The sequence below is a fragment of the Mycolicibacter heraklionensis genome (assembly GCF_001021505.1).
In the GTDB taxonomy this organism is placed as follows: domain Bacteria; phylum Actinomycetota; class Actinomycetes; order Mycobacteriales; family Mycobacteriaceae; genus Mycobacterium; species Mycobacterium heraklionense.
The window spans coordinates 97,506-123,138 of record NZ_LDPO01000014.1 but is presented as its reverse complement, the minus strand read 5'-3'; the positions used below and the strand labels follow the sequence as shown (position 1 = coordinate 123,138).

The following is a 25,633-nucleotide window of genomic DNA, read 5'->3' as shown; positions in this document are numbered from 1 at the left end:
TTTATCGACCGGTCAGGCGTGCCGCGCCCACTTGCTGTGCGCCACCCAGGGCGATGCCTGCGCGGCCACCGACCACGCCCACTCCTGCGGCACGTCGATCACCCGGTACGCCTTGACCCCGGCGGCGGTGGCCGCGATCAGAGTGGCCACCCCGGCGCGGCGCTGAAACCAGCTCTGGCGCACCGTCCAACCGACGATGCCCGCGGTGGCGATGCAGTAGCGACGCTGCTCCCAACTGCCGGTGCGGGCCGACAGCCAGTGCGCGTCGACGCGATGGCCCAAGGCACGGACTCGGTCGACGGCCATCAGCGCGGCACCCAGCGTCATCGCCACCCAGGCCGGCCAGCACCAATGCGGTAGGTCGACGACCGCCGACGCGATTGCCAGCCCGGCCCCAAAAGCCACCGGCAGCAGCAGCGCCCGAGTCCAACGCCGGCGGGTCGCCGCCGGCCCGTGCGGGCGCAGCGGCCCGGTGACCACCACGGGGTCCGCGACCAACCCGGTCAAGACGCCCTCGGCGGTGGCCCGCGGGCAGGGCGGCAGCAGGATCGATGACTCGCCTTCCCCGTTGACCCCGGTCATCGCCGCGTCCAGCCGCGCGCCGCCGAACAACCGCACCAGCAACGGCCGGCGCAGTGTTCCGCCGCGCAGCCGGCGCATGTCGTAGTTGTGTTCGCGCACTCGCAGCAGGCCGTAACTCAACGCCAGTACGTCACCGCCCGCCCCGGAACTGCGCGACAGCACCAGGTTTCCGTAGGTCACCAGGGAGCGCAGCACTGCCAACAGCATGGAGATCAGCACCAGTAGGGCGGCGATCAGCGTCAGGCTCTGCTGAACGCCGAACCGTTCGGCGGCCTCCAGCCAGGATCGGCTCACCGGTGAATCCTCCAGTGCCGCCCAGACTCCGCTCTGGTACAGCGCGCCCACCGCGGCCCCAACCATTACCAGCCCGGACAGGCTCAGCGGGCTGTAGCGCAACCATGACGGCCGCCACCGCGCCAGCACCGTCGCTGGGGCGGGCGCCGATCCGGTCGCAGCCTGCGCGGTTTGTCCGGTGTGGGACAGCAACGTTGCGCGTAGTCGAGGGACTTCGCTGCTCTCGACCGCGTTCAGTTCGAAGGCGCTGTCTGCGGCGGCGTGCTGACCCGTGCTGACTCGCAATACCGTCAGTCCCAGCAGCCGGTGCAACAGCCGGGCATCGGTCTCCACCGAGCGAATCCGGTTGCGCGGCACCGAGAGCACCTTGCGACGCAACAGCCCGGAGCGCAGCTGCACCCGGCCGGCCTCGGGGTCGGGTTCGATGCGGTAGGTGGTGGTGAACCAGCGCGTCACACCCACCACGGCGATCACCGACACCACCGCCAGCACCCACGGCCGGTTGTCGGTCGCCGAGCCGAACACCACCACCGCGACCAGCAGGGGCAGTTCACGCAGCACTTCGTGCAGCGGATGCACCAGCAGCATCCGCGGACTCAGGCGTTGCCACTGTTCAGAGCGCTGTGTGCTGTTCATCCGCCTTCTCCGTGCCCCACCCGTGCCCCATAGTCTGATGGTCGGGGCTCCGCGTGTCGCCGCGCCCCGCTTGGAACGGTAGCCGCAAAAGTTGCATAGTCATCGCTAGGCGAGATGCGGCAACCTTTGCGCATGTGGCAAGCCACCGACCGGAAGTCGTCACCCACTCTCCGCCGGTAACCGTGACGCGAGGCCCCGGGGAGGTTTATTGATGCCCGGAGCCAGCAATGAAGCAACAGCGGTCCCCCGGGCGTCGCCCGCCAGTGAATTCGGCAAACCGGCATTCACTAATACGATTCCCTCATGACCTCCCCCGTCCTGAGGGTCACCCCGGTCAGCCTGCGCGACCTGGCGCAACGCTGCGCGGCATTGTCGGGTCAGGTCGCGCCAGCACTCCCCGCGGCGAGCGCATCGGCATGGCAGTCCAGCGGAGCAGCAACCAGCTGCGTCAATACCGGTGCGAGCAGCGTCGGCACCGCCTCCAGATCCCGGATGACCGCGAGCTCGAACAAGCTGAGCATCGCCGCCCAGCAGTACGAAACGATGGACCACAACGGCGCCGCCACTCTGGCCGCAGTCCCCCAGCACGCAGGCGGCCTTCCCACGCTGGTCCCCCGCAACTCCGGTGCCGACGGCGGCGCCGGCACGCTCGGGATATAGGCAGGTAGACCGCGATGTCCGGATTGCCACCGCTGACCGAGATCGAAGACGCCAACTGGGATTACCTCACCACCAACGCCACCGCCTGGACCAACCTCGCCAACACCTGGGAAGCCGCGTTCACCGAAGTCCGCGACGCCTCAAAGAGTCCCGGAGGCACCCCCTGGACCGGCGCCGGCGCCGAAGCCTTCCAACAGCGCGCCGCCGCCGACGTCGTGAGAATCCACGGTCCCGCCGACATGCTGCGCAACGCCGCCGCTATCGCCACCCGCGGCGCGCAAGCCCAGCAGAGCAACAAGGGACTGGTGCTCTCTGCCGTCAATACCGCCGAGCGCGAAGACTTCCGGGTCGGCGATGACTACTCCGTCACCGACACCTGGACCTACTACAGCTCCGCCGCCGAGCAGACGCAGCGCGAGCAAGCCGCCCAAGCTCACGCCAGTTTCATCAAATCCCGAGCCGCGAACCTGGTAAACAACGAGCAGGAGATAGCCCGCCAACTCACCACGGCCACGGCGGGCCTGCACTCGTTCAGCTTCGGTGAAGACGGCGCCGATGGTGGGGCCGGTGGCAACGGACAGCCGCGCGTGGTGCTCGTCGATGACGTGCTGCGCCGGGGAGAGTCCCGGAACCTGGGGCCAGTCGCAGGCACCGGTGCTGATCCCGGCATCCCCGGTATCGGCGCTGCCGACCTCGGTGAAGTCATCACCTTGCCCAACGGCAAGCAAGTCATGATCCTGGGCGACTCATTCTCCGGCGACAAGATGGGCGTGGGCGACCACTACCCTTCAGCAGCGGTGCCAGTACACATGGAGAACGGCAAGGTGGTCATCGACGGCCCCCCGCTGACCGGCCCCGACGGCAGTAACGTGCTCTTCCTCCCGCCACCACAGGCGGCAGGTACGAACACGCTTCCCGCGGGCAGCATCCGGATGCGCGACGGCACCACCTACATGATGGTGGCCGGAACCAATGACCTGAATCCAACCGGAGGCACGTGGCTGACGAAAGTCACCAACGATCCGGCCAGCGGCTGGCAACCCATCGACGGATCATGGCGGCCATGGACACCTAACGCGCAACCCTCCGCAGACATGCCACACCCAGGAACCGCCGTCAGCAGTGCACCCACACAGATCAGCGGCTATCAAGCCGCCGACGGCAACGTCTACATCGCGGCGGACGCCTTCGACCGCAGCCAGGGCGTCTCCATGTATCGCGCCGACCCCGCGAACGTGACCGACCGCAGCTCATGGCAACCCTGGACAGGTAGCGGATGGGGCACTCCTGGGCAAGTAGCCGTCCCACCACCGGGCGGAGATACATACGGCGAGCTGAGCTTCCAAGAAGTCGGCGGGCAACCGGTCCTAGCCGGATTTAACGGCGCCAATGGCTCAGTGGACCTCCACATCGGAGAAGCCCCGACGGATGTATTCGCCGGGGCGCGTACCGTCGTGGCGCCCGGCGGCGACTGGGCCAATCCAGTGCCAGGAACTTACCCGCAGAACTACGGCGGCTACATCCTGCCCGGCTCAACCCTCGACGATATGGACATCCTGGTCAGCCAATGGAACACCGGCACCAACACCCCGTACGTCGTGGAACAATTTCAGGTAAACCCGAACAGGTAACGATCCCGAACGACAGTGGGCCACGTTTCGATAGGACTGACATGCTCGTCAAGACACTCATGATCGCCGCCGGAACCTTTGTCGCCGCTCTCACCTCCGGCGGCTGCACCGCCCGGGCCGACACCCCGCCATTTCCCGACATCAACAGCTACGCACCCGTGAACCCGGCCGACTATGCGATCACCATCGACACCCCAGGAATCTCCCATTCGGAGACGTTCTTCCTCACCCCTGACGGCGTCGTGTGCACCGTGCGACCCAACTCGGGAGCCGCCTGCGCCGGCAACAACCTGCCGGCCATCCCGCCCGCCACACCAACAGCAGGGGGCACACCCCGCGTGAACTCAATCGGAACGGACGGTCCGGTACAGGCAAGCAGCGGGACGCTCGGTACGAGCGACACCGTTAACGGCCACTCGATCAAGACTCTCCCTCCACTTCACTCGATCTCCCTCGGTGGTGTGGTCTGCGGTGTCAATGACTCCGGAACCACCGCCTGCAAAGATCCACAGGACCGCGGCTTCGTACTGTCCCCCAACGGATCCGGATGGCTTTCCCACGTCTAAGCGCCTGGCGGCTGATCACCTCGGCAGCTCCTGCTGGTGCTGGCGGCGTGCGTGCCGTTCGCGCTCATGTCGCTATTCACCCTGGAGCTGGCGTTCGGATCGGCGTGCGCCGCGGCCACCGTCGGGGTAGGTGCACGCGACGTGGAATGCGCCAGGAATACCTGGGGGACGATGCGCACAGTGCCCATTCATCTTCCCCAGGCACGCGTTATAAGCATCGACGTCGTTTAATGCGGTACACGCACCGTCAGCGTGGACGGCCGGTGCCGGCGCGGCTCGGCGCTACTCACGTGGCGTCCTCGGCACCCAGCGCGGCAATGTCGGTCAGTTGCGCCACGATGCGGTCGGCGACGGCGGCATCGAGCGCCACGATGTGCACCGCGCCCGCCGACGACGCGGTGGTCACCCGCACATTGGCCAGTCCCAGCAGCCGATCCAGCGGACCCCGGTAGGTGTCGACGGTCTGCACTCGCGAGATCGGCGCGATCCGGCGCTCCTGCACCAGCCAACCGGTGCGGGTGTAGACGGCCTGATCGCTGACGTCCCACCGGTGCACCCGGTAGCGCCACAACGGGGCGATCACCGCCGAGACCAGCAGACCCAGCGCGGTGACCGCGAGGGCGGTGACGTGCAGCCAGGCAAGCCGCTCGTCGGCGGCCGCCCAGCCCAGCTGCAGCAGGGCCAGAAACAGCCAGGGCACCGCACCGACCAGCGCCCAGACCAAGGGCGCACGGGAGCTGGGCGGATTGGTGGGATCGACCAGGGTGGTCGCCGTGGAGCCGTCTGCGTGCTGCGCCATGTAGGAGAGGATGTCAGGGCGCGGGCCGCGCCGCACCGTCGACCGCGCGAGCCTGGCAAACGATCCGGCGCACGATGCGTCACCTGAGTATCGTTTGTCACATGAGTAGCCGGGACAAGTGGGCTGCGGCAGGCGTGCCGGATCAGACCGGCCGCGTCGCGGTAATCACCGGCTCCAACACCGGAATCGGCTATCACACCGCGGAGGTGCTCGCCGAGCACGGCGCCCTGGTGGTGCTGGCCGTACGCGACCTCGACAAGGGCAACGCGGCGGCGAACCGGATCACGCAGGCCCACCCGCAGGCCGCCGTCGAGGTACAGGAACTCGATCTGAGCTCGCTGGCGTCGGTCCGCCAAGCCGCCGAGGCCTTGAGCTCCGCCCATGCCCGCATCGATCTGCTGATCAATAACGCCGGCGTCATGTACACGCCCAAGCAGCACACCGTCGACGGTTTCGAGCTGCAGTTCGGCGTCAACCATCTGGGGCATTTCGCCCTGACCGGCCTGTTGCTGCCGCGGATGGTGCGGGTGAAGCGGTCTCGCGTGGTGACCGTCAGCAGCATGGCGCACCGGATCATGGCGGCAATCCACTTCGACGACCTGCAGTGGGAACACGGCTACAACCGGATCGCCGCCTACGGGCAGTCCAAGCTGGCCAACCTGATGTTCACCTACGAGTTGCAGCGCCGGCTGGCCGCCAAACGCCGCTCGACCATCGCCGTCGCTGCGCACCCCGGTACCGCTAACACCGAACTGACCCGGCACCTGCCGCCATTCCTGCGTCCCGCAGACCGTTTACTGATGCCCCTGGTGGTGCAGAGCGCCGCGATGGGTGCGTTGCCCACGCTGCGCGCGGCCACCGACCCCGGGGTACTCGGCGGGCAGTACTACGGTCCGAGCGGCATCGGTGAGCAGCGCGGATATCCGAAGCTGGTGGACGCCAGCAAGCACGCGCACGACGTCGAGTTGCAACAGCGGTTGTGGGCCGTCTCCGAGGAGCTGACAGGAATCACCTTCCCCGTCTGAGTCAAACTGTCCAGATGCGATCCGTCGAAGAGCACCAGCGGGCCGTCGCCGATCTGATTCAGGCCCGGCCGCCGATCACGGTCGCACTGGCCGACGCCGAGGGACTGGTACTGGCCGCGGACGTGATCGCACCGATCTCGCTGCCGGTCTTCGACAATTCCGCGATGGACGGCTACGCCGTGCTCGCCGATGACATCGTGGCCGCGGCACCGGAAGCACCGGTGAAACTGCCTGTCACCGAAGACATTCCGGCAGGCCGCACCGATATCCCCACCCTGACGCCGGGCACCGCGCACCGCATCATGACCGGCGCGCCCATTCCGCACGGCGCCGACGCCGTGGTTCCCGTCGAGGACACCGACGGCGGCCTGGACGTGGTACAGATCAGCGCGACGATTCCCCGGGGGCGCCATGTCCGCCGGTCCGGCGGAGACGTCGCGGCGGGCGCCACCGTGCTGTGGGCCAGGCAACTGGTCAGTGCGCCGGCGGCCGGTCTGGCCTCGGCGCTGGGGTTGGCCGAGTTGACGGTACGGCCCCGGCAACGCGTGCTGGTGATCTCCACCGGCTCCGAGCTGGTCAAACCCGGCACGCCACTGGCGCCTGGCCAGATCTATGAGTCCAACGGGGTGATGCTGGCGGCGGCGGTGCGTGACGCCGGCGCCGAGGTGGTTGGCGCCGTGACGGTCGCCGACGACACCGCCGAGTTCACCGCGGTGCTCGACCGCTACGGCGTCCGTGACGGGGCGGTGGATCTGGTGATCACCAGCGGCGGAGTCAGCGCAGGGGCTTACGAGGTGGTCAAGGACGTCTTCGGCCGTGACGGCGACCAGGGCGTGCATTTCGTCAAGGTGGCGATGCAGCCCGGGATGCCGCAGGGCATCGGCCGCGTTGGCGACGCGGCCATCATCACGCTGCCCGGCAACCCGGTGAGCGCACAGGTGTCCTTCGAAGTGTTCATCCGGCCCGCACTGCGTCGTGCGATGAGCCTGCCCAAGCCGGATCGGCCGCGCCGCACCGCGGTCCTGAGCGAGAAACTGGTCTCGCCGGCCGGCAAGCGGCAGTTCCGGCGCGGGCTGCTCGACTACGAAACCGGGACCGTCACCAACTACGGGCCGCCGGCCTCGCACCACCTGCGTTACCTGGCGTCGGCGAACTGCCTCCTCGACATCGCCGACGAGGTGACCGAGCTGGCGGTGGGCACCGAGGTGGAAGTCTGGGACCTGACCGGCTGAGCCGCCCAGCTTCTAAGATGGCCCAATGGCCAGACGCCCCCGCGCAGCAGATGATCCCGGCGGTCTCCGGCACCTGATCGAGCTGGTGCGCTCGACGGTGCCGCCGATGCACAGCGCCGGACTGCCGTTCGTCGGCAGCGCGCTGGGCGTGGCGCTGCTGGGCCGCAAGCAGCGGTGGCTGCGCGGCGCCGGGCTGCTGGCCGCGGGCGCCAGCGCCGGGTTCTTCCGGCATCCGCGCCGGGTGCCGCCGACTCGCCCCGGTGTGGTGGTGGCCCCCGCCGACGGCATGGTCTGCCTGGTCGACTGCGCGCCCCCGCCGCCGGAGCTGGACCTGCCCGACACCCCATTGCCGCGGGTCAGCATCTTCATGTCGGTCTTCGACGCTCACGTGCAACGGGCTCCGGTCGGCGGCGAGGTGATCGAGGTGCTGCACCGGGCCGGCCGGTTCGGGTCCGCGGACCGCACCGAAGCCAGTGCGGACAACGAGCGCAACAGCGTGCGGATCCGCACCGCCGACGGCGCCGAGGTGATCGCCGTGCAGGTCGCCGGGCTGGTGGCGCGGCGCATCATCTGCGACACCCGGCCCGGTGATCATCTGGCGATCGGTGACACCTACGGCTTGATCCGCTTCGGTTCGCGACTCGACGTCTACCTGCCGGTCGGGACGCAGCCGCTGGTCGGCGTGGGCCAGCGCATGGTCGCCGGCGAAACCGTCCTGGCCGACCTGTCATGACGATTCCTGTCCAGCAGGCCCGCGGCCGGGGCCCGGTGGGTCTGCACATCCTGCCCAGCTCGATGACGGTGCTGGCGATCTGCGCCGGCTTGACCTCGATCAAGTACGCGCTGGACGGGCAGCCGCATCTCGCGATGGCACTGATCGCCGCCGCCGCCATTCTCGACGGCCTGGACGGCCGGGTGGCGCGCATCCTGGACGCCGAGTCGAGGATGGGCGCCGAGATCGACTCCCTGGCCGACGCCGTCGACTTCGGGGTGGCTCCGGCGGTGGTGATCTATGTGACGCTGCTGTCGACGCAACCGGCGGGCTGGATCGTGGTGCTGCTGTACGCGGTGTGTGTGGTGCTGCGGCTGGCCCGGTTCAACACCCTGCTCGACGACGCCACCCTGCCGGCCTACACCCGGGAGTTCTTCGTCGGGATGCCCGCCCCGGCCGGTGCCATCACACTGATGGGCCTGCTGGCCGCCAAGCTGGAGTTCGGCGACGGATGGTGGACCTCGCAGTGGTTCACCTGCATCTGGGTGGTGGGCACGTCGATGTTGTTGGTCAGCCGGATCCCGATGCGCAAGATGCACGCCGTGTCGGTGCCGCCGCACCTGGCCGCCGTACTGCTGGCGGTGCTGGCGCTGGTGGCCGCGGCAGCGTTCCTGTTCCCCTACGTGCTGGTGCTGGTGCTGATCGGGACGTACCTGTGCACCATTCCGTTCTCGGTCCGCAGTCAGCGCTGGGTGGCCGCACACCCGGAGGCGTGGGAGGACGCCCCCCGGGAGCGCCGGGCCGCGCGGCGGGCGATCCGCCGGGCGCAGCCGGGCCGCCGCCCGGGTGTGCGGCGGGGCATCCGTCGGCCTAGTGGGCAGTCGATGGCCCGGTTGCGGCTGCGCAAGCCGGGCCGCTGAGCTAGCCGTCGCAATAGTCCCGGGTCGCCGACGACAGCGCCTGCCGGTAGAACTCGTCGAATTGCCTTGTTTCGCTGACGGTTCGAGTCGCCTCGTCGAGTTCGGCGACGCACGCGGGTGAGTGCAGCAGCTCCCACCGCTGGCCGATCTGGGCCAGCATGACCTGATTGAAGGCGTCGATGCGTGCCCGCGAGGCCGTCAAGTCCGGCGCGGTGGCAGGCGCGGCGGCCGGATCCAGCTTCCACTGGGCGAACCGGTAATGCTCGGCAGCTTCGGTGGCGCTGATCTGATCGGTGAAGATCCGCCGCACATAGTCGGGGTCGAGGTTGTCGCCGACGGCGCGGTCGGCCAGTGTCGCGAGTTGCTGCTGTACCCGGGCCGGGTCCTCGATGGCGCCTCCGGTCTGCCATTTGATCGCCGCCACGTCGTCGGCGACCTGGAGTCGCTGGGCGGCGGCGTCCACCAGGTCGGCCAACGGGGATGCGTCGTCCGCCCTGGCCGGGGACGGTGCCGTCAGCAGGGCCGCGCAGAGCGCCGACATCAGCAGGTGTGACCGCATGGGCTCTATTCAAGCGCGCGGACGGGATCCACACCGCGTCGGTCGAGCGCTTTGACGATGTCGTCTAGTTGGGTGCCGGTACGACAAGTTCCGCTGACGACCCCGCACGAAGGTGTTCGACATGCATGAGGAAATCCGCGTAATTTGACCCGGGTGGGTTCCACCGAAGAGCGCGAAGAACACCGCCGAGTCGATTCCTCCCGGCACCTGACGCTGATCGCCCGGCTCAACACCTCCGCCGTCGACTCCCGCCGCGGCGTGGTTCGACTGCACCCCGAAGCCGTTGCCGCCCTGGGTATCCGGGAGTGGGATGCGGTGTCGCTGACGGGTTCTCGCACGACGTCGGCGGTGGCTGGGCTGACCGGACCGGATGCACCGACCGGTGTGGCGCTGCTCGACGACGTGACGCTGTCCAACGCCGGGCTGCGCGACGGCACCGAGGTGGTGGTGTACGCGGTGACCGTCTACGGCGCCCGGTCGGTGACGTTGAGCGGTTCCACGCTGGCCTCGCAGAGTTTGTCACCGAACACGCTGCGCCAGGCCTTGCTGGGCAAGGTGATGACGGTCGGCGACGCGGTGTCCCTGCTGCCCCGCGACCTGGGGCCCGGAACGTCCACGTCGGCGGCCACCACGGCCCTGGCGTCCTCGGTGGGAATCAGCTGGACTTCGGAGCTGCTGACCGTCACCGGTGTGGACCCCGCCGGCCCGGTCAGCGTGCAGCCCAACTCACTGGTCACCTTCGGCAATGGCACCATCGGTCCGCCCGCCCCGGTGTCCAAGCCGGCGACCCCGGCCCGGATCGCTATCGATGAACTCAAGGGGTGCGAAGCGCAGGCCGCCAAGCTCGCCGAATGGCTCAAGTTGGCGCTCGACGAGCCACAGCTGTTGAAAACCCTGCGCGCCGGAACGAATCTCGGTGTGCTGGTGTCGGGTCCGGCCGGGGTGGGCAAGACCACCCTGGTCCGTGCGGTGTGTGAGGGCCGGCGGCTGATCGAGTTGGACGGACCCGAGATCGGGGCGCTGGCCGCCGATGAGCGGCTGGCCGCGGTGCGTTCCGCGGCGGCAAAGGTCTGCGACGGTGGCGGGGTGCTGCTGATCGCCGACGTCGACACCCTGTTGCCCGAACCATCGGAGCCGGTGGCAACGCTGATCCTCGCCGAGCTGCGCAACGTGGTGGCCACCGAAGGGGTGGCGTTCATCGCGACGTCGGCGCTGCCGGATCATGTCGATCCCCGACTGCGGGCGCCGGACTTGTGCGATCGCGAGATCCGGCTGAGCCTGCCCGACGGTGCGACCCGGGCGGCACTGTTGGCCACCCTGCTTATCTCGGTTCCCACCGCGGACCTGACCTTGGGTGAGATCGCCGAGCGCACACCGGGTTTCGTGGCCGCAGACCTTGCTGCACTCGTTCGAGAGGCGGCACTGCGGGCGGCGTCGCGGGCCAGCGACAACGACGAGGAGCCCAAGCTCACCCAGGAGGACCTGATCGGGGCGCTCAGCGTGATCCGCCCGCTGTCGCGCTCGGCGGCTGCGGAGGTTTCCGTCGGCTCGGTCACTCTCGACGACGTCGGTGACATGGTGGCCACCAAACAGGCGCTGACCGAAGCGATCCTGTGGCCGCTGCAACACCCGGACACCTTTACCCGGCTGGGCGTCGACCCGCCGCACGGTGTGCTGCTCTACGGCCCGCCCGGCTGCGGCAAGACCTTTGTGGTGCGCGCCCTGGCGGGGTCTGGTCGGGTCAGCGTGCATGCCGTCAAAGGCGCGGAGTTGATGGACAAGTGGGTGGGCAGCAGTGAGCGGGCGGTGCGGGACCTGTTTCAGCGGGCCCGTGATTCGGCGCCGTCGCTGGTGTTCCTCGACGAGATCGACGCCCTGGCACCGCGGCGCGGCCAGAGCTTCGACTCCGGGGTGACCGACCGGGTGGTGGCCGCGCTGCTCACTGAGCTCGACGGCGCCAACCCGCTGCGCGACGTGGTGGTGGTCGGCGCCACCAACCGTCCCGAGCTGATCGATCCGGCCCTGACCCGGCCGGGCCGGCTGGAGAAGCTGGTGTTCGTCGAGCCGCCGGATGCCGATGCCCGCCGACAGATCCTGCGGGTGTCCGGGAAATCCGTTCCGCTGCACGAGGACGTGGACCTCGACGCGCTGGCCGCGGACCTGGACGGCTACAGCGCCGCGGACTGCGTGGCACTGCTGCGCGAAGCGGCCCTCACGGCAATGCGGCGCAGTATCGATGCTGCCGATGTCACCATGGCCGACATCGCCGCGGCGCGCGAAAGCGTCCGTCCCTCACTGGATCCCGCTCAGATCGACGCGTTGCGCTCGTTCGCCGACAACCGCTAGCCCCCCTCCCGCGAGCGTGCGTGTCCTCGGCCGACACGCCGCGCAAACTGCCGAGATTACGCACGCTCGCGCCGTAGCAGGCGGGATCACGAGTCCTCGACCAGGGTGGCCAACCGAGACAGCGACGCTGCGAGCGTATCTGCGGTGGTGGCCCGGGCACGGGCCAGACGCTTCGGGTCGGACAACGCCGACCAGTCGTAGGTGTGCGTGACTCGGGTGCGTGCCGGACCCAGCGGCTCGAGCTCCCATCTCCACAGGTGCCCCGCAGGCAGCTGGCCAGGGTCCGCCGGGCGCCAGGCGATACGCCGACCCTCCTCGAACTCCACCACGTGGTTCTCCCGGACCCCGCCCATGGTCAATGTCATGGTGAAGACGTCTCCGACAGCACGAACCCGTTGGCCGGGTGCGGCTTCGGCCAGGTTGGCGTTGCCGTCCCAGCGCGGCTGCCGTGCCGGATCGGCAATGAACTCAAAGATCCGCTTTGCCGGCGCCGCGATCACCCTGCTGGCGCTGACAGTCTTCGCCGGCAGCGGCGAGCCGATGCGGTGCAGGGTGCCTTCGGGGTCGACATAGGCGAATTCCCGGAGCTGGTAGTCGGTGTCGGTCGGTTCGACAAAGCGTCCCGGCACGCCCGAGGCCGTCCACTGGGCGTACAGCGCGTCGGCGTCGTCGACATAGAAATACACGCTGGCGGCGGTGCGCAGCGGATCGTGCTCGGCCCACTCGGAAAGGTGCAACGAGACCGAACCGCGATAAGCGAAGCCGTAACGGGCCGGTCCCTGGTAGGCGCGGGTCGTGAATCCGAGCCGGCGGTAGCGGTCCAGCGCAGCGTCGAGGTCTCGCACGGCAATGATCGGTGCGACCGAGGTGAAGGCGACATCACCCATGGCCAGAGCGTACGTCGGCGACGACCGGCGCTCAGCTCGGCGGTCGACAGCTGCCCAGCAGCGCGCGCCGCAGTTGCGACGTCGTCGATCCGTTGCAGCACGCCATGGCGCGGTTGACGCTTCGGCGGATCGCCGCGGCGGTGCGGCCGTCGGCGCCTGCCGCTTAGCCACCGCCGTTCTGGTAGCCCTGCGTGAGCCGGTAGACCGCCCGATCGAGGCTGGGCAGGATGTCGGTGATGGCGATCTCGCCGACGGCGAATCGCGCCGACAGGCCGTAGACCAGGTTGGAGACAACGACATCCAGGTCGTCGATGAACTGCTCGTCGACGTCGGCAAGCAGCGCCAGCGCGGCGGGAACCACCACATCGAGTCCGCGCCGGACCAGCGTCTCACCGCCGGGTGCGGAGCGGGCGCGAACGTAGGCCGTCAACATGGCCGGGTGTCGCTCCCATGGCTCGAAGATCGTACGGAACAAGCCCATCAGCGCCGCGTAGAGCGATTCGCCGGGGCCACGCGAATGCGGCGCGACACCGGAGTAGCGGTGCTCGGCCATCCAGGCGTCCAGCGCGGCCAGGATGAGCTCGTCGCGGGTGGCGTAGCGCTTGTAGATCGTGGCCAGCGAAACCCGGGCGCGCCGGGCGACTTCGCGTAGCTGCACGGCGTCGTAGCCCTCGGTCTCCAGGATCTCGACGACGATGCCGAGGATCCGCTCTTGCGCGCTGTCCATCGCACCCCTTGTCGCCGGTGAGTAACACGGTTACTCTACCTGCTATGGGCTCACTGGATGGGAAAGTCGCGTTCATCACCGGTGCGGCGCGCGGGCAGGGCCGCAGTCACGCGGTACGGCTGGCCGCCGACGGGGCCGACATCATCGGCGTCGACATCTGCGCCGATATCGCCTCCAGCGGCTATCCGATGGCGACCCGCGACGAGCTCGACGAAACCGTCGGGCTGGTCGAGGCCGCCGGCGGCAAGATGCTCGCCTCGGTCGCCGACGTCCGGGACTACCCCGCCCTCAAGGCAGCGCTGGACGGCGGGGTCGCGCACTTCGGGCGCCTCGACATCGTCTGCGCCAACGCCGGGATCGCCGCGATGGCCTTTCGTGAGCTGACTGACGACGAAGATCTGCAGATGTGGACCGACGTGATCGACGTGAACCTGGTCGGTTCTTTCCACACCGCCAAGGCCGCGATACCGCACCTGATCGCAGGCGGGCGCGGTGGATCGATCGTGTTCACCAGTTCGACGGCCGGACTGAAGGGCTTCGGCGGCCTGCAGGGCGGCGGCCTGGGCTACGCCGCCTCCAAGCACGGGATCGTGGGGTTGATGCGAACTCTTTCCAATGCCCTTGCCCCCCATAGCATCCGGGTGAACACCGTGCACCCGACCGCCGTCAACACCATGATGGCGGTGAACCCGGCGATGACGTCGTTCCTGGAGCACTATCCCGACGGTGGGCCGCATCTGCAGAATCCGATGCCCGTCGGCATGCTCGAACCGGAGGACATCAGCGCCGCGATCGCCTATCTGGTCTCCGACGCCGCGAAGTACGTCACCGGGGTGACCTTCCCCGTCGACGCCGGGTTCTGCAACAAGCTATGAGTGGGCGAGTAGCCGGCAAGCGGGTGCTGGTGACCGGCGCCGCCCGGGGCATGGGCCGCAGTCACGCGGTGCGGCTGGCCGAAGAAGGCGCCGACCTCATCCTGGTCGACGTTTGCGCGTCCCTGCCCGACATCGAATATCCGCTGGCCACAATCGAAGACCTCGACGAGACCGCCGGGCTGGTGCAGCAACACGGCCGCCGCGCCGTCACCCACGTCATCGATGTGCGCGACGCCGCCGCCCTGGCCGCCGCGGTCGACGACGGTGTCGCTCGATTGGGCGGCCTGGACGCCTCGGTCGCCAACGCCGGGGTGATCACCGGCGGGACTTGGGACACCACCACCGCCGAACAATGGCGAACCGTCGTCGACGTCAACCTGATCGGGGCGTGGAACACCTGCGTGGCGGCATTGCCGCACCTGGTGGAGCACGGCGGCAGTCTGGTCAACATCAGTTCGGTGGCCGGGCTCAAGGGCAGCCCGCTGCACACCCCCTACACCGCGTCCAAACACGGCGTCGTCGGCATGAGCCGTGCGCTGGCCAACGAGCTTGCCGCAGTGAATGTTCGGGTCAACACGGTGCATCCCACCGGGGTCGAGACCGGGATGCGGCCGGACACGCTGCACGCTCTGCTGCACGGTGCTCGTGCCGACCTCGGACCGATCTTTCAGAATGCGTTGCCGATCGTGATGACCGAGGCCCGCGATGTCAGCAACGCGGTGCTGTTCCTGGTCTCCGACGAGTCCCGGCACGTGACCGGGCTGGAATTCAAGGTGGACGCCGGTGTCACGATCCGCTGAGGCAGGGCGAGGCGCGCGCGCCTTCGCGGAGCTGATGACCATCCCGGCCCCCGATGCGACGCCGGCGGCCGCGACCATGCTCGACTTCGTCTTTGACCAGGTGTGGCAGCGGCCGGGTCTGAGCCGCCGCGACCGGTGGTTCATCGCGCTGCCCTGCCTGGCGGCGGCCGACACCGAGGCGCCGCTGCGGGAACACGTCTATGCCGCCCTCGGCAGTGGTGACGTGACGATCGATGAAATACGCGAAGCCGTATTGCATTTCGCGGTGTACTCAGGATGGCCGAAGGCATCGCTGTTCAACATGATCGTCGACGAGCAGTGGGCACGCATCCATGCCGAGCGCGGCGAGCCGGTACCGCCTCCGGCACCGCTGCTGCCGCTGTCCACCCCGAGCGATCCCGAGGCCCGGCTGCAGTGCGGCGAGCAGACCTTCCGCGACGTCAACTGCCTGCCCTACACACCGACCCGCGACGACCCGTACTCGGGCGCGGGCATCCTGAATTTCGTCTTCGGCGAGATGTGGCTGCGCCCCGGTTTGGGCATGAAGCAGCGGCGGCTGGTGACGGTTGCCTGCGTGGCGTTTCAGGACGCGCCGTACCCGATCATGAGCCACGTCTACGCGGCCCTGAAGAGCCGCGACGTGTCGTTCGACGAAATCGATGAGGCGGCTTTGCAGTTCGGTGCCTACTACGGCTGGCCTAAGGCGTCGCGGCTGATGCAGGTGATCGAAGAACAGAAGCAGCGCGTCACACAGGAGTGGACCTGCGAGGGAAGCTCCACCTAGCGCTAGCTCACCGGGTCGAATTCAATGTGCAGCTCGGTCAGGCCGCGCAGCAAGAACGTGGGCTCATAGGAGTAGCGCCGCTGGCCGGCGGGACCGTGGTGAGCCTCACTGATCCTGATGTCACGCATCCGATCCAGCATCCGGTGAACCGTGATGCGGCCTTCGACCCGGGCCAGCGGGGCGCCGGCGCAGGTGTGGATGCCGCGGCCGAACGCGATGTGCTCGCGCACGTTCTTTCGGTCCAGCCGGAACTCGTCGGGGCTTTCGAACTTGCGCGGGTCCCGGTTCGCCGCACCCAGGCACAGCATCAGCACGGTGCCGGCCTTGATCGATACCCCGCCCAACGTGGTGGTCTTGCGGGCGAGGCGAAAGTCGATCTTGGTCGGACTCTGAATTCGCAGCGCCTCCTCGATAAATGCGGGGATCAGCGCGGGGTCCTCCCCCAACGTCTGCTGGAGCTCTGGTCGATCACCCAGGGTTTGCACGGCCGCACCCAGCAGCTTGGTGACGGTCTCCTGACCGGCGCCGAACAGGAAGGTGGCCGGGTGAACCACCTCAAGCAGCTCCGGCGTGGACCCGTCGGGGTAGGTCGCGGTGGCCAGGCTGCTGAGAACGTCCCCGCGAGGCTGGCGCCGCCGCTCGGCGAGATAGCCACTGAACTTTTCGTCGAGGTAGTGCAGGGGATTGAGCCCCACCGGTGTCCCGTCCAGGGACCCGACGTGTTGTCCTTCCCGATGCCCGGCGCCCAGCGCACTGCGGAACTCGGCGCGGTCCTCCTCGGGTACCCCGAGCAGATCGGTGATGGCCAGGGTCGCATACGGTTTGGCGTAGTCGAAGAGGAACTCACAGCGGCCGTCGGCGATGAATTCGTCGAGTTGAGTATCGGTCAGTTGCCAGATGAACTCCTCGTTCTCCTTCAGTCGCTTCGGGGTGAGCAGCCCGCTCAGCAGCGAGCGGGCCCGAGTGTGCGCCGGCGGGTCCATCACCACGACGTGTTCGAAGATCGGGAACTCGTGGCGGTGCGCTTCGATCTGCTCGGTGATGTCGTCGCCCTCCGGCTCGAACGGCAGCGGCGGGAACGGCCCACCGATGGCGTTCACCGCAGAGAACGCATCGTGGTTTTTGAACGCGGCGAGCACTTCGTCGTAGCCCGTGACGGTGACGACACCGTGGTGCGGCTCGGCGAACACCGGCCCGCGTCCGCGCAGGTATTCGTAGTAGGCGTAGGGATCCTGCGTGACGGCTTCGTCGGAGAAGTAGTCGACCGCCGCGAGATCCACCATCACCCGATCCGCCCTTCGCTCGCGCCACGACCTCATCGCGCTGATCGATCGATCAAATTGCTAGAATGCGTCATGCCTACCATGCGCGGCGCCGGACGGTCAAGCAATCGCAACCCGGGACTGGCCTGAATGGCGGCTCCGCGCAAGGCCAAATCGGCCGACAACGCCACCCGGCGCCGGCTGATCGAGGCGACGGCGCGACTGATGCGCGACGAAGGCTACGCCGCGGCGACGTCGCGGCGGGTCGCCGCGGAGGCCGGGGTGCGGCAGGCGCTGGTCTACTACTACTTCCCCACCATGGATGACCTGTTCGTCGAGGTGCTGCGGGCCGGCGCCGACGTCGCGCTGGACCGGATGCGCGCCGCCCTGACCGACGACGATCCGCTGCGCGCATTGTGGGCGATCAACAGCGATACACGCTTGACCAGCTTGAACACCGAATTCATGGCGCTGGCCAACCATCGCAAGGCCATCCGGACCGAACTCAAGGCCTATGCCGAACGAGTGCGCGACATCGAAACAGCGGCAGTCACGGTGGCCCTGCGCGCCAACGGCGTCGACCTGGAGGAATATCCCCCGGTCGCGGTCTCGATGCTGATCGCGCAGACCGCCCGCAACCTGTGCAACGAAAGCGCCGTCGGTGTCACCCGCGGGCACGAGGAACTGCGCGGACTGATCGATCGCCAACTGGGCCGACTGACACCCCCGACAACCGCTTCCTGACCCTCGATGGTTGACAACGCGGCCCCTTGGTGCCACCGTTGCTGATCGATCGACCAATAAATCGGAGGTGCGGACATGAGCGGAAGAGTCGAGGGCAAAGTCGCCTTCATCACCGGCGCGGCGCGCGGCCAGGGCCGCAGCCACGCCGAACGGCTCGCGCAGGAGGGCGCCGACATCATCGCCGTCGACATCTGCGGCCCGATCAGTGCCAACAGTCCGATCGCACCGTCCACACCCGACGATCTCGCCCAAACCGTGGACCTCGTCAAGGGTTTGGGCCGGCGGATCGTGGCCGAGCAGGTCGATGTGCGCGACTTCGACGCCCTGCAGGCCGCGGTGGACAACGGCGTTGAACAGCTGGGCCGACTGGACATCATCGTCGCCAACGCCGGGATCGGCAACGGCGGCGCGACCCTGGACAAGACCTCCGACGCCGACTGGACCGACATGATCGATGTGAACCTCTCGGGAGTGTGGAGGACGGTGAAAGCTGGTGTGCCACATCTGCTTTCGGGAGGGCAGGGCGGATCGATCATCCTGACCAGCTCGGTGGGAGGACTCAAGGCCTACCCGCACACCGGCCACTACATCGCGGCCAAGCACGGCGTGGTCGGGCTGATGCGCAGCTTCGCCGTCGAGCTGGGGCAACATTTCATCCGGGTCAACTCGGTTCATCCCACCAACGTCAACACGCCGATGTTCATGAACGAGGGGACGATGAAGCTGTTCCGCCCCGACCTGGAAATCCCCGGCCCCGACGACCTCAAGGCCGTGGCGCAGTTCATGCACACACTCCCGGTCGGCTGGGTCGAGCCGGTGGACATCAGCAACGCGGTGTTGTTCCTGGCCTCAGACGAATCCCGTTACATCACCGGGCTTCCGCTGACCGTCGATGCCGGCAGCTGCCTGAAGTAGGCAGGTCCCCTATCGCGAACGTGCACAGTTGCACGTCAGGAAGCGGCGTGTCGTGCGCAAACACGCACGTTCGCGCGAGGGGGGAGCGCGAGGGGGGAGAGGGGAGGGCAGATCAGCGCGGGATGTCGAATTCGACTCGGGCCGCGACGGTCTCGATCGCCTCGTGCAGCGCCGCCATGCGGTCGGACAGCGACGGCGCCGCCAGCACCGCGTAGCGGTCGGCCTCCCCCATCGGGACCCGGCAGGCCAGCGAGTACAGCCGCTGCACCGGATCCAGCGAGCGCAGCCGCCGGCCACCCAGCAGGCTGTTGCGCCCCGGCACCACCCACTGCCGGCGGGCCTGGGCCATCCGCTTGTGCAGCGCCACAATGCGGTCTTCGAGCGCACTGAACTGCTTGTCACTCACCGGTTCTGACGGCTCGTCGGGCCACACCTCTACGATCGCCCGCGGGTAGGGATCGTCGGCGAGCCAGTCCCGCACCCGGATCCGCTCCCCGGTCAGGCAACGCAGCGCGTACCGGCCCGACCCGAGTTCAGCGCACTGGGTGATGCTGGCCATCGCGCCGACGTCGTTGCGCTGTTCACCGCCGCCCACCTCACGGCCGCGGGCGATCAGCACCACCCCGAAGCGGGGATCGCCGCTGCGCATCAGGTCGCCGACCAACACGGTGTAGCGCAACTCGAAGATCCGCAGCGACAGTTCCTCGCCGGGCAGCAACACCCACTCCAGCGGAAACATCGGCAGTTCCATCACGAGATATCGAGTTCGGCCACCAGTGCATCGACCACGGCACGCAGATCGCCGTCGTGTTCCTCGGCGACCCGGCGCTGGCGCTGGTACGACGCGCCCGTTCGGTATATGTCGGCGACAGCCGCCAACTCGTCGGCGCAGTGCAGCCGCGCGGCGACCGGTTCGAGCCGGTTGAGCAGGTCATCGAGGTCCTCGGTGACCAGCCGCTCGTTGCTGTCGGCGTCCAGGATGATCTCGGCATCCAGACCGTAGCGGGCCGCCCGCCACTTGTTCTCCTGCACATGCCAGGGCGGCATGGTGGGCAGAGCTTCATCGGCTTCCAGCCGCCGGTCCAGATCGACGATCAGGCAATGCGTCAACGCCACCAGGGCACCCAGCTCGCGCAGATTGGACACCCCGTCGCAGACCCGCACCTCGATGGTGCCCAGATGCGGTGACGGCCGGATGTCCCAACGGATCTCGTTGGTGTGGTCGATGATCCCGGTCTTCTTCTGGTCGTAGACGAAACCCTCGAACTCCTGCCAGGTCTGGAATTGGAATGGCAGACCCGCGGTAGGCAACTGCTGGAACATCATCGCGCGGTTGCTGGCGTAACCCGTGTCGTGACCGTCCCACCACGGCGACGACGCCGACAACGCCAGCAGGTGCGGATAGTGCTGCAGCAGCGACGAGATGATCGGCATCACCTTGTAGGACGAGGAGATACCGACGTGGACGTGCACGCCCCAGATCAGCATCTGCCGACCCCACCACTGGGTGCGTTTGATCAGTTCGGCGTAGCGCGGCGCGTCGGTCAGCTTCTGTGCCGACCACCGCGCGAACGGGTGGGTGCCGGCGCCGAACAGCTCCATGCCCCGGGCGTGCACGATCGGCCGGGCCGTGGACAGCGTCTGGCGCAGGTCCTCGATGGCCTCGCCGGTGTTGTCGCAAATGCCCGTGACGAGCTCGACGGTGTTGCGCAGCAATTCCTTGTGCACGCGCGGGTTTTCACCCAGCTCGGACAGGACCGCGCTCGCTTCGTTGCTCAGATCGCGCGTCTGGGCGTCGACGAGAGCCAGCTCCCACTCCACGCCGAGGGTGGGACGGGCGCTGCGAGCGAACTCGATTCGGGCTTCGGATCTCGCGGAAGCCCTGCTGTTCGGCGGGCTATCCGGCGCCGATGACACCACACGCAATCCGCTTCCCGGCATCTCCGGTGGTCAGCGTGGTCTGATCCGGGCCGGGCGTGCCGTTGACCTGGGTGTAGCGGTCCGCCGGGATGTTGGCGAAGTTGTCGTCGTCAGCGTGGATGATGATCGAGGTCCCGTCACCGGCAAGCAGTTCAGCTTTGGTGAACGCGTCGGTGGTGGTGACCAACAGCCCACTGCCGTCGGAGCGCACCTGCAATGACGTCAGGTCCCCACTCTGCGGGTGCTCGCTGTGGCCGGGCGCCTGGAAGTGCCCGCCGGCCGACAGGAAGCCGCCCGGCGCCCCACCGGTGGGGGCCACCGACTCGCCCTCGCATTTACCGATGGCGTGGATGTGCAGGCCGTGGAAACCGGGCGACAGCACACCGGTGCTGGTGGTCCGCACGGTCACGGTGGCGAACTCCTTGCCGCCGGCTTTGCTGAACTCGAACGTCGCGGTGGCGACCTGGCCGCCATCGGGGGTCGTCAGGTGCGCGACGAGACTGTCCGAACCACTCGAACCACCCGACTCGGACTCCGAGGCCGACGGCGCCGCCGACCCGGTCCAGATGGCCGGCGTGGTGCCGGGCGCGTCGGAGGGCAGCTGGTTGGGGGGACTGCATGCCGCGAGCAACGCAACCGGGGTGGCGAAGACGACGGCGGTAAGAGCTCTGCGGTGACCTGTGACCATGCGAGGAGCTTAACCCGCGACCACCACGATGACGCCCGGTGGTTGCTCGGCCACGTCGGGGATGCGCGGCTCGACGGCGGCTCCCAGCACCTGGGCGACCGAATGGGCCGCGTCCTGCTCTCCCTCGGCGTCGCCGAAGTAGACGGTGGTCTGGGTGACCTCGGGCAGTTCGAGGTTGCCGATCTCGGTCACGTTCCACCCGGCTTCGCGCAGCCGGTCGGCGGTGTGCCCGGCCAGCCCCGCCTGTTCGGAGATGTTGAAGACCCGCACGTCGGACTTGCGGGCGGGGCGTTCGGGCTTGGCCGGCGCCGAGGCGGTGGTGACGGGTTGGGCCGTCGTCGAGTGATCGGCGTCGTCGTCGGTACCCGAGGATCCGAGGGCTTGAAATCCGACGAGCAGGAAGACGGTGCCCAAGAACAGCAGCACCATCACCATGGCCCGGAGCGGGAGTCGGGAGGAGTCAGGAACGTGGTCGTTCATTGCGCCCACTGTATCGAGGAGCGGGCCATAACCTATAAACGCCCAGCAATCAAGGTGTCCGGCAATCAGGTGATGTCGAAACCGAGCCGGCGTGCGGCGCGCGCCTTCTGGCGACTGGACCGCAGCCTGCGCAGTCGTTTGACCAGCATCGGGTCGGCGGCCAGGGCCTCAGGCCGGTCGACAAGCGCGTTGAGGACCTGGTAGTAGCGGGTCGCCGACAGTGCGAAGCGCTCCTTGATGGCCTCTTCTTTGGCGCCCGCGTACTTCCACCAGTCCCGTTCGAAGGACAGGATGTCGTGTTCGCGACGGCTCAGGCCGTCGGTGGGTTCCGAATCGTCCCCTGAGCGATTCGCCTGCGCCATGGCGCCGTCCATATCGTTTCCTGGACCCTTCCGGAAAGTTCTCTCGCTGCAAACGTTCGCTTGTTTTCGGCGGCCTGCTCCTGAGCGAATATTGAATCACGGCAGGCTGTGTTGAACCGGGAGCCGGCCCCGCGAGTCGCCATGGCCACTGCACTTGACATCGAACGGCCACTTTAAGCTTTTCGGTCATGGCCGTCCTACCCATCCGCATTGTGGGCGATCCCGTCCTGCACACTCCGACCAGCCCGGTGCCCGTCGGCGATGACGGCTCGTTGCCGGCTGACCTGGGTGAGCTGATCACCACGATGTACGAGACCATGGACGCCGCGAACGGCGTCGGCTTGGCCGCCAACCAGATTGGCGTGGGGCTGCGGGTCTTCGTCTATGACTGCGCCGACGACCGCCGCTCCACCACGCGGCGCCGCGGCGTGGTGGTCAACCCGGTGCTGGAGACCTCCGAGCGGCCCGAAACCATGCCCGACCCCGATGATGACGACGAAGGCTGCCTGTCGGTGCCCGGCGAATCGTTTCCGACCGGCCGGGCGCAGTGGGCGCGGGTCACCGGACTGGACGCCGACGGCAACCCGGTCACGTTGGAGGGCACCGGGCTGTTCGCCCGGATGCTGCAGCACGAGACCGGCCACCTCGACGGGTTGCTCTACCTGGACATGCTGGTGGGCCGGCACGCCCGCGCCGCAAAACGGACGGTCAAGGCCAACGGCTGGGGGGTCCCCGGCCTGTCGTGGACGCCGGGCGACGTACCCGACCCGTTCGGTCACTGACGAGCCGTTGATGTCCCAACCGCCCGAACTCCCCGCGATCGGGGTCCGGGTGAGCCTGCGCTACCTGCGTCCCCCTGGTTCCGAGCCGCCGATGGGTGACGTGATCGGGCATCTGGTGGCGGCCGGGCCGCTGGTACGGGTCCGCTCGGCCGACGGGGTGACCCATGAGTGCCGGCACGCCGACGTGTTGTACGTGCGCCGGCTGACCGACCGGCCGGTGAAGAACTCAACGATTCGCTCCGTCGAGCATGCCGCCGCGCTGGCCTGGCCGGGCAGTGAACACCGATGGCTGGACGGCTGGTTGCTCCGGGCGGGCCCTGGCGCCGGCCTCGCGGCCAATTCCGCTGTGCCCCTGGACATGTTCGCCCACGCGAACACCATTCCGGCGATCACCGACTGGTACGCGCAGCGCGGTCTACCGCCGTACCTGGCGGTGCCGGAGCGCCTGCTGCGGTTGCCGGAGGACATCCCGACGCGATACGAGACCCGCACCCTGGTGGGCGAGGTGACCGCCGGCCCGGCCCCGGGCGACGTGCTCACGGCGGCCGAACCCGACGCCGACTGGCTGGCGGTGTTCGGCCAGGACGTGCCTGTCGAGGTGCTGACCGCGGTGGTCGACGGCGCGGTGGTCTTTGCCTCGATCCCCGGAGTGGCGGTCGGTCGGGGCACCGTCACCGAGGGCCAGGACGGCACCCGCTGGCTGGGGCTGACGGCGGTTCGGGTGGCCGACGACCGCCGTCTGCAGGGCTACGGGCGCGCGATCTGCGCCGCGTTGCAGGCCTGGGGCGCCGACCGCGGCGCGACCCGCGGCTACGCCCAGGTGTCGACCGGTGGTTCAGCGAGCCTCGACGAAGGAGAGGCGAGGCTGGGACCGCCGTTCAGACCCGCCGACCCGGCGGCGTTCGAGTTCTTCGAAGCGGTCGGATTCGCCGGCCAACACCGCACCCGCTATCTCGATGCCCGATCGCTTTCCGGCGGGTCGCCGCCGTCGAACTAGGGTGGCTGCGTGACTGCGCTGCGACTGGCCACCTGGAATGTCAACTCCATCCGCTCTCGGGTGGACCGGGTGACCGATTGGCTGGCTCGCGCCGAGGTCGACGTGCTGGCCATGCAGGAGACCAAGTGCAGCGACGCACAGTTTCCGACATGGGCGTTTCACGAGCTGGGCTACGAAGTGGCGCATGTGGGCCACAACCAGTGGAACGGGGTGGCGATCGCCTCACGGGTCGGCCTGGACAACGTCGAGGTCGGGTTTCCCGGCCAACCGGCCTGGGCCAAGGCTGACGCCGATCCCACCGTGGAGGCGCGCGCGCTGGGCGCCACCTGCGGCGGGGTGCGGGTATGGAGCCTCTACGTGCCCAACGGACGCGCCCTGAACGACCCGCACTACACCTACAAGCTGGATTGGCTTGCGGCCCTGCGCGATACCGCCGAAGGGTGGTTGCGCGACGATCCGTCGGCGCCGATCGCCCTGGTGGGCGACTGGAACATCGCTCCGCAGGACGACGACGTATGGAGCATGGAGTTCTTCGAAGGTGCGACGCACGTCTCGCAACCGGAGCGCATGGCGTTCCAGGCGATGGCCGACGCGCAATTCCTCGACGTGGTACGGCCCTTCACGCCCGGCCCCGGCGTCTACACCTACTGGGACTACACCCAGCTGCGGTTCCCGAAGAAGCAGGGCATGCGCATCGATTTCATCCTGGGCTCCCCCGCGCTGGCGACGCGGGTCGCGCACGCCGAGATCGTCCGCGAGGAACGCAAGGGCAAGTCGCCGAGTGACCACGCTCCGGTGCTGGTCGAGATCCAGCAAGACTGACTACCCGCGGTTCTATGAATTCGGTGTGGATTTCGGGCCCGATCGCGAAATCGCGCATAAGATAGGCGGATTATCCAATTTGCTCATTTGAAGGGCAGGGAATACCCATGAACGCCGTCGCAGGGACGGTAAGGAAAGTGGCCGGAGCGGCGAACCGCGCGGTCACTATGACCACTGAAGCGGCCGGAGCGATCGGCGGTGCCGCAGTCAACGGGGTAATCGGCGGCGTGAAAGGTGCGGCCGGCGGCGTGCAGCGTGGGCTGCGCACCGGCAGCCACTCCACCCCCGCGGCCGCACTGACCCTGGGCGCCCTCGGCGTGGCCGGGCTGGTCGAGTGGCCGGTGCTGGTCGCGGTGGGCGGCACCGCACTGGTGCTCAAGCAACTGACCAACCGGTCCGATGACAGCAAGGCGCCGGCCAAGGCTCCAGCCGCGCCCGCGCGGCCCCTCAAGGCGGCGCCGCCGGCGAAGGCGACGAAACCGGTGAAGTCGACGAACTCCTCGACGTCGTCGCGTCGCAGCGCGCAGCCGAAGAAGACCGCGGCACGGCAATCACGAAGCGGCGCCAGCAGCACCCGCACCCGCACCCGCCACTAATCGGGTACGAGTGAGTTTAGGACGTGCCAT

Annotated in this window: 28 protein-coding genes and 1 pseudogene; 17 read left to right on the top strand and 12 right to left on the bottom strand. The window is 68.3% G+C overall.

What is annotated here, in order from left to right; translation table 11 throughout:
* Positions 1–12: 12 nt before the first annotated feature.
* Positions 13–1,512: a PH domain-containing protein gene (locus ABW16_RS16470; protein WP_047320264.1), complete on the bottom strand. Its 1,500-nt coding sequence runs from the start codon at positions 1,510–1,512 to the stop codon at positions 13–15.
* A 303-nt stretch (positions 1,513–1,815) separates the two neighbouring features.
* Between ABW16_RS16470 and ABW16_RS24545 the strand changes: the two genes are divergently transcribed.
* From ABW16_RS24545 to ABW16_RS16460, 3 genes are read left to right on the top strand one after another with little or no spacing between them, the layout of a single operon-like run.
* Complete coding sequence (locus tag ABW16_RS24545; protein WP_082134157.1) at positions 1,816–2,172, top strand: type VII secretion target; 357 nt, start codon at positions 1,816–1,818, stop codon at positions 2,170–2,172.
* A gap of 14 nt (positions 2,173–2,186) precedes the next feature.
* Positions 2,187–3,803 carry a DUF4185 domain-containing protein gene (locus ABW16_RS27800; RefSeq protein ID WP_052956945.1) on the top strand — a complete coding sequence of 539 codons (1,617 nt, stop codon included), beginning with the start codon at positions 2,187–2,189 and terminating at the stop codon, positions 3,801–3,803.
* Between the two features lie 41 nt (positions 3,804–3,844).
* The gene (locus tag ABW16_RS16460; RefSeq protein WP_047320263.1) at positions 3,845–4,369 is read left to right on the top strand and encodes a hypothetical protein; all 525 of its coding nucleotides are present in this window, start codon (positions 3,845–3,847) and stop codon (positions 4,367–4,369) included.
* 286 nt (positions 4,370–4,655) lie between these two features.
* Here the strand turns inward: ABW16_RS16460 and ABW16_RS16450 are convergent, their stop codons facing one another.
* Complete coding sequence (locus ABW16_RS16450) at positions 4,656–5,168, bottom strand: PH domain-containing protein (RefSeq protein ID WP_047320286.1); 513 nt, start codon at positions 5,166–5,168, stop codon at positions 4,656–4,658.
* Positions 5,169–5,269: 101 nt separating this feature from the next.
* Between ABW16_RS16450 and ABW16_RS16445 the strand changes: the two genes are divergently transcribed.
* Genes ABW16_RS16445 through pssA form a run of 4 tightly spaced genes read left to right on the top strand, consistent with a single transcriptional unit; the run spans position 5,270 to position 9,057 of the window.
* Entirely contained in the window at positions 5,270–6,193 is a 924-nt protein-coding gene (locus ABW16_RS16445) for an SDR family NAD(P)-dependent oxidoreductase (protein ID WP_047320261.1), read from the top strand.
* Positions 6,194–6,207: 14 nt separating this feature from the next.
* On the top strand, positions 6,208–7,425 hold the full coding sequence (gene moeA / locus ABW16_RS16440; RefSeq protein WP_047320260.1) for a molybdopterin molybdotransferase MoeA: 1,218 nt from the start codon (positions 6,208–6,210) through the stop codon (positions 7,423–7,425).
* Between the two features lie 25 nt (positions 7,426–7,450).
* Positions 7,451–8,158 (top strand): phosphatidylserine decarboxylase, encoded by a 708-nt coding sequence (locus ABW16_RS16435; RefSeq protein ID WP_047320259.1) that lies wholly within the window; start codon positions 7,451–7,453, stop codon positions 8,156–8,158.
* Positions 8,155–9,057 (top strand): CDP-diacylglycerol--serine O-phosphatidyltransferase, encoded by a 903-nt coding sequence (pssA, locus tag ABW16_RS16430; protein WP_047320258.1) that lies wholly within the window; start codon positions 8,155–8,157, stop codon positions 9,055–9,057. The genes ABW16_RS16435 and pssA overlap by 4 nt, the downstream gene beginning before the upstream one ends.
* Before the next feature lies 1 nt (position 9,058).
* On the opposite strand, the gene ABW16_RS16425 is transcribed toward pssA, so the two are convergent.
* Positions 9,059–9,616 carry a chorismate mutase gene (locus ABW16_RS16425; protein ID WP_047320257.1) on the bottom strand — a complete coding sequence of 186 codons (558 nt, stop codon included), beginning with the start codon at positions 9,614–9,616 and terminating at the stop codon, positions 9,059–9,061.
* Positions 9,617–9,769: 153 nt separating this feature from the next.
* Between ABW16_RS16425 and ABW16_RS16420 the strand changes: the two genes are divergently transcribed.
* On the top strand, positions 9,770–11,962 hold the full coding sequence (locus tag ABW16_RS16420) for an AAA family ATPase (protein ID WP_047320256.1): 2,193 nt from the start codon (positions 9,770–9,772) through the stop codon (positions 11,960–11,962).
* A gap of 86 nt (positions 11,963–12,048) precedes the next feature.
* Here the strand turns inward: ABW16_RS16420 and ABW16_RS26920 are convergent, their stop codons facing one another.
* The 3 genes and pseudogenes from ABW16_RS26920 to ABW16_RS16410 form a co-directional block, all read right to left on the bottom strand.
* Positions 12,049–12,504: an SRPBCC family protein gene (locus ABW16_RS26920; RefSeq protein WP_047320285.1), complete on the bottom strand. Its 456-nt coding sequence runs from the start codon at positions 12,502–12,504 to the stop codon at positions 12,049–12,051.
* Positions 12,493–12,849, bottom strand: a pseudogene (locus ABW16_RS28020) (bleomycin resistance protein); the annotation flags it as partial. The gene ABW16_RS26920 and the pseudogene ABW16_RS28020, both read right to left, overlap by 12 nt.
* Before the next feature lie 163 nt (positions 12,850–13,012).
* Positions 13,013–13,576: a TetR/AcrR family transcriptional regulator gene (locus tag ABW16_RS16410; protein ID WP_047320255.1), complete on the bottom strand. Its 564-nt coding sequence runs from the start codon at positions 13,574–13,576 to the stop codon at positions 13,013–13,015.
* Positions 13,577–13,620: 44 nt separating this feature from the next.
* Here ABW16_RS16410 and ABW16_RS16405 point away from each other — a divergent pair, with 44 nt between their 5' ends.
* Genes ABW16_RS16405 through ABW16_RS16395 form a run of 3 tightly spaced genes read left to right on the top strand, consistent with a single transcriptional unit; the run spans position 13,621 to position 16,035 of the window.
* Positions 13,621–14,451: a mycofactocin-coupled SDR family oxidoreductase gene (locus ABW16_RS16405; RefSeq protein ID WP_047320254.1), complete on the top strand. Its 831-nt coding sequence runs from the start codon at positions 13,621–13,623 to the stop codon at positions 14,449–14,451.
* A complete protein-coding gene (locus tag ABW16_RS16400) occupies positions 14,448–15,251 on the top strand; it encodes a mycofactocin-coupled SDR family oxidoreductase (protein ID WP_047320253.1) in 804 nt (267 codons plus the stop codon). The genes ABW16_RS16405 and ABW16_RS16400 overlap by 4 nt, the downstream gene beginning before the upstream one ends.
* Before the next feature lie 34 nt (positions 15,252–15,285).
* Complete coding sequence (locus ABW16_RS16395) at positions 15,286–16,035, top strand: carboxymuconolactone decarboxylase family protein (RefSeq protein ID WP_082134155.1); 750 nt, start codon at positions 15,286–15,288, stop codon at positions 16,033–16,035.
* A gap of 2 nt (positions 16,036–16,037) precedes the next feature.
* Here ABW16_RS16395 and ABW16_RS16390 read toward each other — a convergent pair whose 3' ends face one another.
* Complete coding sequence (locus tag ABW16_RS16390) at positions 16,038–17,318, bottom strand: cytochrome P450 (protein WP_047320251.1); 1,281 nt, start codon at positions 17,316–17,318, stop codon at positions 16,038–16,040.
* Positions 17,319–17,498: 180 nt separating this feature from the next.
* Between ABW16_RS16390 and ABW16_RS16385 the strand changes: the two genes are divergently transcribed.
* Complete coding sequence (locus ABW16_RS16385; RefSeq protein WP_233424795.1) at positions 17,499–18,041, top strand: TetR/AcrR family transcriptional regulator; 543 nt, start codon at positions 17,499–17,501, stop codon at positions 18,039–18,041.
* Between the two features lie 75 nt (positions 18,042–18,116).
* Positions 18,117–18,956, top strand: a complete 840-nt coding sequence (locus ABW16_RS16380) for a mycofactocin-coupled SDR family oxidoreductase (RefSeq protein WP_047320249.1) — start codon at positions 18,117–18,119, stop codon at positions 18,954–18,956.
* 112 nt (positions 18,957–19,068) lie between these two features.
* Here ABW16_RS16380 and ABW16_RS16375 read toward each other — a convergent pair whose 3' ends face one another.
* The 5 genes from ABW16_RS16375 to ABW16_RS16355 all read right to left on the bottom strand — a co-directional run bounded on the left by ABW16_RS16375 (position 19,069) and on the right by ABW16_RS16355 (position 22,418).
* On the bottom strand, positions 19,069–19,707 hold the full coding sequence (locus tag ABW16_RS16375; RefSeq protein ID WP_047320248.1) for an LON peptidase substrate-binding domain-containing protein: 639 nt from the start codon (positions 19,705–19,707) through the stop codon (positions 19,069–19,071).
* Positions 19,707–20,897 carry a glutamate--cysteine ligase gene (locus ABW16_RS16370; RefSeq protein WP_230987363.1) on the bottom strand — a complete coding sequence of 397 codons (1,191 nt, stop codon included), beginning with the start codon at positions 20,895–20,897 and terminating at the stop codon, positions 19,707–19,709. Before ABW16_RS16370 ends, ABW16_RS16375 begins: the two co-directional genes overlap by 1 nt.
* Positions 20,854–21,564, bottom strand: coding sequence for a superoxide dismutase[Cu-Zn] (gene sodC / locus ABW16_RS16365; protein ID WP_047320246.1), 711 nt, complete (start codon positions 21,562–21,564; stop codon positions 20,854–20,856). The genes ABW16_RS16370 and sodC overlap by 44 nt, the downstream gene beginning before the upstream one ends.
* 9 nt (positions 21,565–21,573) lie before the next feature.
* A complete protein-coding gene (locus ABW16_RS16360; RefSeq protein ID WP_047320245.1) occupies positions 21,574–22,044 on the bottom strand; it encodes a LytR C-terminal domain-containing protein in 471 nt (156 codons plus the stop codon).
* Between the two features lie 65 nt (positions 22,045–22,109).
* Positions 22,110–22,418 carry a DUF3263 domain-containing protein gene (locus ABW16_RS16355; protein WP_024440118.1) on the bottom strand — a complete coding sequence of 103 codons (309 nt, stop codon included), beginning with the start codon at positions 22,416–22,418 and terminating at the stop codon, positions 22,110–22,112.
* A 176-nt stretch (positions 22,419–22,594) separates the two neighbouring features.
* Here ABW16_RS16355 and ABW16_RS16350 point away from each other — a divergent pair, with 176 nt between their 5' ends.
* The 4 genes from ABW16_RS16350 to ABW16_RS16335 all read left to right on the top strand — a co-directional run bounded on the left by ABW16_RS16350 (position 22,595) and on the right by ABW16_RS16335 (position 25,603).
* A complete protein-coding gene (locus ABW16_RS16350; protein WP_047320244.1) occupies positions 22,595–23,188 on the top strand; it encodes a peptide deformylase in 594 nt (197 codons plus the stop codon).
* A gap of 10 nt (positions 23,189–23,198) precedes the next feature.
* A complete protein-coding gene (locus ABW16_RS16345; protein ID WP_047320243.1) occupies positions 23,199–24,185 on the top strand; it encodes an N-acetylglutamate synthase, CG3035 family in 987 nt (328 codons plus the stop codon).
* Positions 24,186–24,203: 18 nt separating this feature from the next.
* Positions 24,204–25,007: an exodeoxyribonuclease III gene (locus ABW16_RS16340; RefSeq protein WP_047320284.1), complete on the top strand. Its 804-nt coding sequence runs from the start codon at positions 24,204–24,206 to the stop codon at positions 25,005–25,007.
* A gap of 107 nt (positions 25,008–25,114) precedes the next feature.
* Positions 25,115–25,603 carry a hypothetical protein gene (locus ABW16_RS16335; RefSeq protein ID WP_047320242.1) on the top strand — a complete coding sequence of 163 codons (489 nt, stop codon included), beginning with the start codon at positions 25,115–25,117 and terminating at the stop codon, positions 25,601–25,603.
* Positions 25,604–25,633 lie beyond the last annotated feature (30 nt).